This window comes from Flavobacterium sp. ACAM 123 (assembly GCF_000264055.1).
In the GTDB taxonomy this organism is placed as follows: domain Bacteria; phylum Bacteroidota; class Bacteroidia; order Flavobacteriales; family Flavobacteriaceae; genus Flavobacterium.
In genome coordinates, this window is the sequence record NZ_AJXL01000136.1 from 1 (window position 1) to 8,237 (window position 8,237).

An 8,237-nucleotide genomic window follows, 5' to 3' on the forward strand; every position below is an offset into this window, starting at 1 on the left:
CTATTCTATTGTATGTTGAATAAGAGGAATATTGTAGTGCTTTTTGAGTATATGTACCTACGGTAATATATGAATAATGATCGGTCCTAAGGTAAACAATTATATTTACAAAAAATATTGTACTACATTCAGGTACTCTCCGCGTTAAATTATTTTTTGAGCTAAATAAATTTATAGCTTCATTTAATTGAGTTAAGTGGTTGTTTTGTGATGGATTTGTACTTTTTCCGTTAAATACTATAAGTTGGTTTATTAAAGTTCCGTTTAATTCATACACATTTAAGGTTCCGGTAAAGTTCTTAAGGTTTTGAATTGAATTAGAAAAGGAAGCGTAATTTAAATTGGAATAAACTTCGACTAAATAGGAATGTATTTCATTCTTATTTTTTATGGAAATCAGCTCATATTTTAATTCGCTTTGAAGTAAATTAGATTCTATTTTGCTTTTATGTTTTTCAATAGCTTCAATTTCATAAATCTCAAAACCGTCTTTCTCGATTCTGGATAACGTTTCCCAATTTACAACTAAGTTTTGAGAAATGTTTTTGTTCGTGAACTGATCCAGTTTTAAATCATTTTTCAGTTGATTTATGACGGGGTTTGTCGAATTGTTTTCAAGATCATCACTAGTACAAGAAAAGAGCATTAGCGCAAGGAATAGTAGTAAAAAATGGGGGGGGTAAATAATTTTACTTTCATAGTATGATTTAAAATTAGTGTTTTTTCGAGTAAAAAACATCATTTTCAAACTTACAGCTAATTTACTATGAATCAAATACCCAGTTTTAGTGATATTTAGGTTTTCTAAAAAAAGACTAAAATTTATGCCTGATTTTCATGTTCCTCTAAATCTTTTCTCAAATCTAATTTTCTAAAAGAGGGAGAAATGATTCCTGTAAATGCCACTATTATAAGTGTCATGCTTCCGCCAAAAACAACTGCGGTAACCGTTCCCATTAATTTAGCAGTAACACCACTTTCAAAAGCACCCAATTCATTTGAAGAGCCTACAAACATCGAGTTTACAGCCGAAACCCTGCCGCGCATGTGATCTGGAGTTTTAAGTTGTAGAATCGTTTGGCGGATTACTACTGAGATACCATCGAAAACCCCACTAAAGAACAAAGCCAAAAGCGATACCCAGAAAATCGTGGAAAGTCCAAACACAATAATACAGATTCCAAAAGCAAATATTGCGGTTAATAGTTTCATTCCGGCATTTTTACTTAAGGGAATATAGGCTGTAATGATCATGGTTAAAAAGGCTCCTACTGCTGGTGCGGCTCTTAAAAAACCAAATCCTTCCGGTCCTACTTTTAAGATATCTTGGGCAAAGATGGGTAAGAGCGCTATGGCTCCACCAAAAAGAACGGCTACCATATCAAGGGTGATGGCTCCTAACACGGTTTTATTATTGAATACAAATTTTATTCCTTCGGTTAAACTCTGCATCACAGGCTCTCCTATTTTTGGATTCATAATCGGTTTTTTATCTATTTGTGACAATGCGACTAATGCAAAAATCGAAAACAGAAAAACAATACACATCGACCAGTGTACGCCCATCAAAGTGATGGAGAAACCGGCAACAGCAGGCCCCATAACGTTCGCGATTTGCCAAACGGAACTGCTCCAGGTCGCGGCATTGGGATATATTTTTTTAGGAACCAGTAAGGATAATAACGAAAAAATAGTGGGCCCTAAGAAGGCGCGAACGAGTCCCCCAAGAAAAACTAAAAAGTAGATGGAATATAAAATCGTTTGTAGGGAGTAATCCTGAACTACCGCCGGCCATGTCAATAAAAATAGACCGAAACTAATTACTGAAAAAGCCAAAATGCATTTGACTAATAAGCCTTTCTTTTCTTTCTGATCTACGATATGGCCAGCAAACAAAGCCATAGAAACAGCAGGAATAACCTCCATAAGTCCTATAATACCCAAGGAAAGGGGATCTTTGGTGATGCTGTACACTTGCCATTCAATAACAATAAATTGCATTGACCAAGCAAATACCATGGCAAAGCGCAACAATAAAAAAGTGTTAAACTCTGGATAACGTAGCGCTGCGTAAGGGTCTTTCTTTATTATTTTAGGCGTGCTCATTACTTAATATTTCTTAAGCGCAGTTGGATCGAAATTTTGCCATTCCATTCATTTTCATCAATACAATAGACGGCTTCAAAGGGTTGCTGATTTGTAGTTAATTCCATTTTATTTCCTAAACCGAAACCAATGGCTGGTATGCCATCAGAACCATTCTGTTTTACAAATAGTTTGAGATGGGTCTCGTCTTCGCCTAATTTTTTTGCGTAACCTGTATCTCTTATGTTTTTTGTGAGGAAGACTGGAGTCATGTTCAGGGGGCCGAAGGGCTCAAATTGTTTTAGGATCCGAGTTAGTTTTGGAGTTATATCGACAAAATCTATTTCGGCATCAATCTCAATTTCAGGGATCAGTAAGTCTGGATGTATCGTGTCTTGTACCTGCTTTTCAAAAGCTGCTTTGAAAAAGGAATAATTTTCTTCTTTCAATGTCATTCCGGCGGCATACATGTGTCCGCCAAATTGCTCCAAATGTTGTGCACAGGCTTCTAGCGCATTGTAGACGTCAAAACCTTTTACGGAACGCGCCGAGGCGGCATATTTATCGCCACTTTTGGTAAAAACCAAAGTGGGTCTGTAATACGTTTCAATCAAGCGAGAGGCTACAATACCAATTACGCCTTTATGCCAGTTTTCTTGATAGACGACAGAAGTAAAACGTTCTTTCTCATTATTTTCTTCTAGCTGTAATAGCGCTTCTTTGGTTATTTGTTTATCTAAATCTTTACGGTCTGAATTGTATTGTTCGATTTCCGATGCAAATTGCTGTGCCTGTTCAAAATCAAATTCCGTTAGTAATTGTACGGCATGATTTCCGTGTTTGATGCGGCCTGCAGCATTGATTCTGGGCGCAATGATAAAAACCACATCGGTAATATCTAAGGTTTTCTTTTTTACCTGATGCACTAAAGCCTTGATTCCCGGTCTTGGATCGCTATTAATAACTTGTAGTCCAAAGTAGGCAAGGACGCGGTTTTCACCAGTCATTGGAACGATATCAGCAGCGATGGCGGCGGCAACTAAATCGAGATAGGATGTCAAATCTTCGACCGTCTGTCCTTGATTTAATCCTAATGCCTGAATTAATTTAAATCCAATTCCGCATCCACACAATTCATCATAAGGATAATTACAATCGTCTCTTTTTGGATCTAAAACGGCTACGGCTTCGGGTAGGTTTTTTCCAGGTCTATGGTGATCGCAAATGATAAAGTCAATATTTCGTTCTTTGGCGTAGGCCACATGATCTAGGGATTTTATACCGCAATCTAAGGCGATGATGAGGGAGATGCCATTGTCATCAGCAAAGTCAATCCCTTTAAATGAAATTCCATAACCCTCATCATAGCGATCTGGAATATAGGTAGCTACGTTAGTATAATACGTTTTTAAATAGGAAGATACCAGCGATACTGCGGTTGTTCCATCGACATCGTAATCGCCAAAAACGAGAATATTTTCTTGATTTTCAATGGCTGCTTCAATTCTTTCCACTGCCTTATCCATGTCTTTCATCAGGTAGGGATTATGCAAGTGGTCTAAGGAAGGACGGAAGAAGTTCTTCGCGTCTTCAAAAGTTTCAATTCCGCGCTGAACTAATAAGGTAGCCACAAAATCTTCCACCTGTAAGGCTTGCGCCAAATGCTTGATTTTATCTTCGGAAGGTTTTGGTTTGATGGTCCAACGCATATTGATTTTTGATTAAGGATTAACGGTTTTTTGATTTGAGATTTCGCCTTCAAAAATTAAATAACGTTTATCATAATTATTAAACAGTCTTCTTCAATTCCAAAGCTTCACCATAAAATGCAATTCCGTCCCAACCGGTTTTCATGAAGTTGCGAATGTTCTGGTGACTTGTTCCGTCAAGATCTCCTAAAACGTCTTCTTGATAATAAGCACCAAAACAATACAATATTGCCGCTTCAGATAAGTTTTGCATTTCGCCGAAAGCGAATAATTTACAAGAGCCAGAGTTTTCTCCCGCTGCATTGTGCAGTATTCCGTTTTCAAATGCCGTGGGGGAAAAAGTATAATTTTCCTCAATTACCGCAATGGTTTCTGGGAATGTGATGTTTTGTGGAGTTTGTTTTAATTTTTCTAAAAAAGAGTTTAGAGTCATATCCTTAGTTTGTTAAAATTTGGAGGCAATCTTTATGGCTGCAACTACCGCTCCTTCCATATATCCTGGATTTGCGGATGCGGTCTCTGAGCCAGAAATATATAATTTATTGTTTAAAAATGGTTTTTGATAATCGGGATGCCCGTTGTTCTCGTGTCCCATGAGCAGATGTTCATAAGGGAAAAAGGTTAGTGGTTCGTCGCGCCATACTTTCTCGTGATAGCCCACATAATTTCCTGCTGCAGCGCCGAAAAGTTTTGTTAGTTGAAGGATTATTTTCCCTTTTCGTTCTTCTTCTGACAAGGTATGAGTGCCTCCGTTTAGAAAACCTTTTAATGCATATCCTTTGTTGTCAGCAGTACTGTGGTCGTACATTTCCTGAATGATGCTAGCCTGACTAAACAGCGTACCAGAATAATTATTTTCTCGCCAAAATGGACTTGCATATTCCACGGCAAATTTTATAGATTCGCCCATCCAAGTATGCGTTTTTCGCGCTAATTGCTGAATAGAATCAGGTAAAATGGGCTCGAATGTTACTGTTTGAACTAACAAATTCGGGGGTAAAGTGCTGATGACTGTAGCGGCTTTATATAATATTCCATTAGAATCTGTAACCTCTAGGAGGTCGTCAACTTCTTTTATGGTGGTTACTTTAGTTTGTGTTTTGATATTTTGAATTCCAACTTTGGCAACTAATTTTTCAATTAATTTGGCCGTTCCACCAACTATGCGATAAGAAGGTTCTTCGGCATCTGAAATTTCAAATTTTTGCGGAGGCACAAAGGACATGGTCTCAAAAAAAGAGATGCCTTGAGTATGTTGCTTGAAGTACTCTATTTTCAGTTCGTCTAGCAAGGCAATAAGATGCTGATGCGGTTTACTAAACCAGGTTGCGCCCATTTCCACAGTTGCTCCACTTGTGCCGGTTACTGTTTCTATGCGGCCGCCAATTCGGATATTGGCTTCTAATAGTAGAATGTCAAGCCCTTTTTTTTGTAACAAATAAGCGGTCATTAAACCCGATAGACCGGCACCAACGATGATGATTTTTGTATGATTCATGCGTTATTCGTCTTTCTGGAATTTACTTTTTTTCACTTCTTTGACGATTGGTTTTCCGCCTACTACCACAACAATTTCGCCTCTTGGTGCTGTTTTTTCAAAATGGGCGAGAACTTCTTTTACTGTTCCTCTAACATTTTCTTCGTGTAGTTTAGATAATTCTCTGGAAACGCAAATCTGGCGGTCTTCGCCAAAATAAGTAATAAACTCGGTTAGTGTTTTTAGTAATTTATGTGGAGAAACATATAAAATCATCGTGCGCGTTTCCTCGGCTAAAGCCAAATAACGGGTTTGTTTTCCTTTTTTATCAGGCAAAAAGCCTTCGAAAATAAATTTATCATTTGGCAGTCCGCTATTGACTAATGCGGGTACAAAGGCAGTGGCACCTGGCAAGCATTCCACTGTTATGCCGCTTTCTACACAAGCGCGTGTCAACAAGAACCCTGGGTCAGAAATCGCTGGGGTTCCAGCATCAGATATCAATGCAATATTTTCGCCTGCTTTTAATCTTGAGATTAAATTCTCGATCGTTTTATGCTCGTTATGCATATGATGACTGTACATGTGCGTACCTATCTCATAATGCTTTAGTAGTTTTCCGCTAGTGCGGGTGTCTTCGGCAAGAATCAAGTCGACCTCTTTTAGAATCCGGATGGCTCTAAAAGTCATGTCTTCGAGATTACCTATCGGTGTGGGAACTATATATAATTTTGACATACGCGGTGCTGCGGGAGTTTTATTAGTAGTATATGCTAGTGAAATAAGAGTTGCACTCTACATAAAGGGAGCGGATCCTGTTTTTAGTATTTCGAACCCTATTTAAAGGAATTTTTTTTCGATTATATCCATAAAACGTTCGGCATAATCATCTTTTCCTTCCCAATTGTTATAGTCGGGTTTTACCATTTCTTCAATGAAGTTTCGTGTTTCATAGAAATTATCAAAAGTAATTAACTGATTTAGCACACGGTTGTAATCTTCACTGCTGTTGCCAAATAGGTGCTTTACAAAGGCGATTCGGTCATTTAGATCAATGTCGATTCCTTTTGAAAATTTATCATTCAGTGAAACTGTCTTTGATTCGCCAATTTTTGCGGGAGCGTACGCTGGCGGTGTTTTCTTCTCCTCGATTTTTTCTAAAGCTTCAAACACGGTTTCCGGCGGTAATGCTTCTATTTCATCGACCTTTACAAAATCAGGTTCGCTATAAGGGCCTCCAAGTAAATCTTCAAAAGAGATCTGCATAGTTTGTGGATGCTTTGGGGTTTCGACTTCGGTCTCTTTCGTTAGTTCAAAAGCAGCCTTAAATTCAGCTGCTGGTTCTTCAGCAGTTTCTTCGATCTCCTCTACCGGCTGTTCTGCTATATCTGCCGCAAAGTCGCCTAACTCATCTACGTCTTCTGCAGTAAGCTCTTCTTCGTGCACTTCTTTGTCCGTTATTTTTTCCTCAGCTTCTTCCGCTGTATTCTCGGTGTCAATTTCATTACCTGAGCCTTCTTCTTCCTTTTCCTCCTGCAGTTCTTTTGCCGCTATTTCTTCTTCAGCTTCTTCCCATGTTTCCTCGGTGTCAATTTCATTTCCCAAGCCTTCTTCTTCAATTTCTTCGATGTCCTCTACCGGCTGTTCCACTATATCTGCCGCAAAATCGCCTAGATCATCTACGTCTTCCGCAGTAATTTCTTCTTCTGCTTCAGTATTGCTTTTCTTATCGATTGGCTCTTCCGTTGCGATTGGGTCCTGTGCATACACTTCTTCAGCGGGAATTTCTTTTATAACTGTAGATGCTATCATTGCCTTTTCTACAGGAGTGAATCCAGTCATTTCAATCATGGTCTCAAGAGGTAAATCGATATTGTTGTCATAAAGCGCTTCGATTTCTTCTTCAATTTCTGCATGGGTTAATGTAGGCTTGATCGCGCCATAATGCTCATTAACGAATCGTAAAACCGACAGTTTTTCATATAGTTTTTGGGTTTCTAAAAACAATTGATTGATGTCAGACTTATTCTTAAGTTGTAATATTTTATGAGCAATGCTGACTAAATCGGCTTCCAATCTTTTTTTCATGACGTTTGAATTATTGTATATATGGCGTATCTGTTTATCCTATTTTATAATTTTCATTCTCCTAAGGATTAAGGTCCTTTCATAGGGAACATTTAATTGATAATTAAGTGTTCACTAATCATCGAATTGATAAAATTGTTCTATTTTTGAGACTACGTAAAAGTATAAAATCTTAAGTCGATTTATTACATTACAACGTAATAAAAACTATTCATTTTTTAAGTTAGAAAAATACAAAATGTTTCTCGAAAATACAGTAAATCATAAAGAACAGTTTGGTTGGATCGAAGTTATTTGCGGTTCGATGTTTTCGGGTAAAACCGAAGAGCTTATTCGACGTCTGAAAAGAGCGCAATTCGCCAAACAAAAAGTGGAAATATTTAAACCCACAATTGATACTCGTTATCATGATGATATGGTAGTATCTCATAATTCCAACGAAATTCGCTCTACACCAGTTCCTGCCGCGGCAAACATTGCGATTTTGGCACAAGGCTGCGATGTGGTTGGGATTGATGAAGCACAATTTTTTGATGATGAAATTGTGCGAGTGTGCAATGATTTAGCTAACCAAGGAATCCGTGTTATTGTAGCGGGATTAGACATGGATTTTAAAGGAAATCCTTTTGGTCCCATGCCAGCTCTAATGGCTACTGCAGAATATGTAACCAAAGTTCATGCGGTGTGTACGCGCACCGGGAATTTGGCGAATTACAGTTTTCGTAAAACAGACAATGAAAAATTAGTGATGCTTGGGGAGACAGAGGAATATGAACCTTTGAGCCGCGCTGCTTATTATCACGCGATGAGGAAAGATCAGGAGTCCTCTCCGAAGGAGAGGGAGGTATAGGTTAAGTGCAATCCATGAAACAAAAAAA

General features: G+C 38.2%; 8 protein-coding genes. 1 reads left to right on the forward strand and 7 read right to left on the reverse strand.

Translation table 11 applies throughout. The annotated features are described in order from the left end of the window. The 7 genes from A3SG_RS20205 to A3SG_RS0116545 all read right to left on the reverse strand — a co-directional run. Positions 1–775: hypothetical protein (locus A3SG_RS20205; RefSeq protein WP_157485518.1), on the reverse strand; the 775-nt coding region annotated here is incomplete at its 3' end. Positions 776–822: 47 nt separating this feature from the next. Then, on the reverse strand, positions 823–2,106 hold the full coding sequence (locus A3SG_RS0116520) for an MFS transporter (protein ID WP_016991115.1): 1,284 nt from the start codon (positions 2,104–2,106) through the stop codon (positions 823–825). After that, the gene (gene recJ / locus A3SG_RS0116525) at positions 2,106–3,794 is read right to left on the reverse strand and encodes a single-stranded-DNA-specific exonuclease RecJ (protein ID WP_016991116.1); all 1,689 of its coding nucleotides are present in this window, start codon (positions 3,792–3,794) and stop codon (positions 2,106–2,108) included. The genes A3SG_RS0116520 and recJ overlap by 1 nt, the downstream gene beginning before the upstream one ends. Positions 3,795–3,873: 79 nt before the next feature. Next, positions 3,874–4,227, reverse strand: a complete 354-nt coding sequence (locus A3SG_RS0116530; protein WP_016991117.1) for a HopJ type III effector protein — start codon at positions 4,225–4,227, stop codon at positions 3,874–3,876. A gap of 12 nt (positions 4,228–4,239) precedes the next feature. Continuing rightward, a complete protein-coding gene (locus A3SG_RS0116535; protein ID WP_016991118.1) occupies positions 4,240–5,292 on the reverse strand; it encodes a flavin monoamine oxidase family protein in 1,053 nt (350 codons plus the stop codon). 3 nt (positions 5,293–5,295) lie between these two features. Beyond that, on the reverse strand, positions 5,296–6,009 hold the full coding sequence (gene rsmI / locus A3SG_RS0116540; protein WP_029596871.1) for a 16S rRNA (cytidine(1402)-2'-O)-methyltransferase: 714 nt from the start codon (positions 6,007–6,009) through the stop codon (positions 5,296–5,298). A gap of 102 nt (positions 6,010–6,111) precedes the next feature. Then, positions 6,112–7,359, reverse strand: coding sequence for a hypothetical protein (locus tag A3SG_RS0116545; protein ID WP_016991121.1), 1,248 nt, complete (start codon positions 7,357–7,359; stop codon positions 6,112–6,114). A 238-nt stretch (positions 7,360–7,597) separates the two neighbouring features. Between A3SG_RS0116545 and A3SG_RS0116550 the strand changes: the two genes are divergently transcribed. Continuing rightward, entirely contained in the window at positions 7,598–8,209 is a 612-nt protein-coding gene (locus A3SG_RS0116550) for a thymidine kinase (protein ID WP_016991122.1), read from the forward strand. Positions 8,210–8,237: the final 28 nt, after the last annotated feature.

Bases quoted from the DNA above. Each gene is read 5' to 3' on its own strand.
- A3SG_RS0116530 (WP_016991117.1), bottom strand. From the start codon at position 4,227: ATGACTCTAAACTCTTTTTTAGAAAAATTAAAACAAACTCCACAAAAC.
- A3SG_RS0116520 (WP_016991115.1), bottom strand. From the start codon at position 2,106: ATGAGCACGCCTAAAATAATAAAGAAAGACCCTTACGCAGCGCTACGT.
- A3SG_RS0116535 (WP_016991118.1), bottom strand. From the start codon at position 5,292: ATGAATCATACAAAAATCATCATCGTTGGTGCCGGTCTATCGGGTTTA.
- rsmI (WP_029596871.1), bottom strand. From the start codon at position 6,009: ATGTCAAAATTATATATAGTTCCCACACCGATAGGTAATCTCGAAGAC.
- A3SG_RS0116550 (WP_016991122.1), top strand. From the start codon at position 7,598: ATGTTTCTCGAAAATACAGTAAATCATAAAGAACAGTTTGGTTGGATC.
- recJ (WP_016991116.1), bottom strand. From the start codon at position 3,794: ATGCGTTGGACCATCAAACCAAAACCTTCCGAAGATAAAATCAAGCAT.
- A3SG_RS0116545 (WP_016991121.1), bottom strand. From the start codon at position 7,359: ATGAAAAAAAGATTGGAAGCCGATTTAGTCAGCATTGCTCATAAAATA.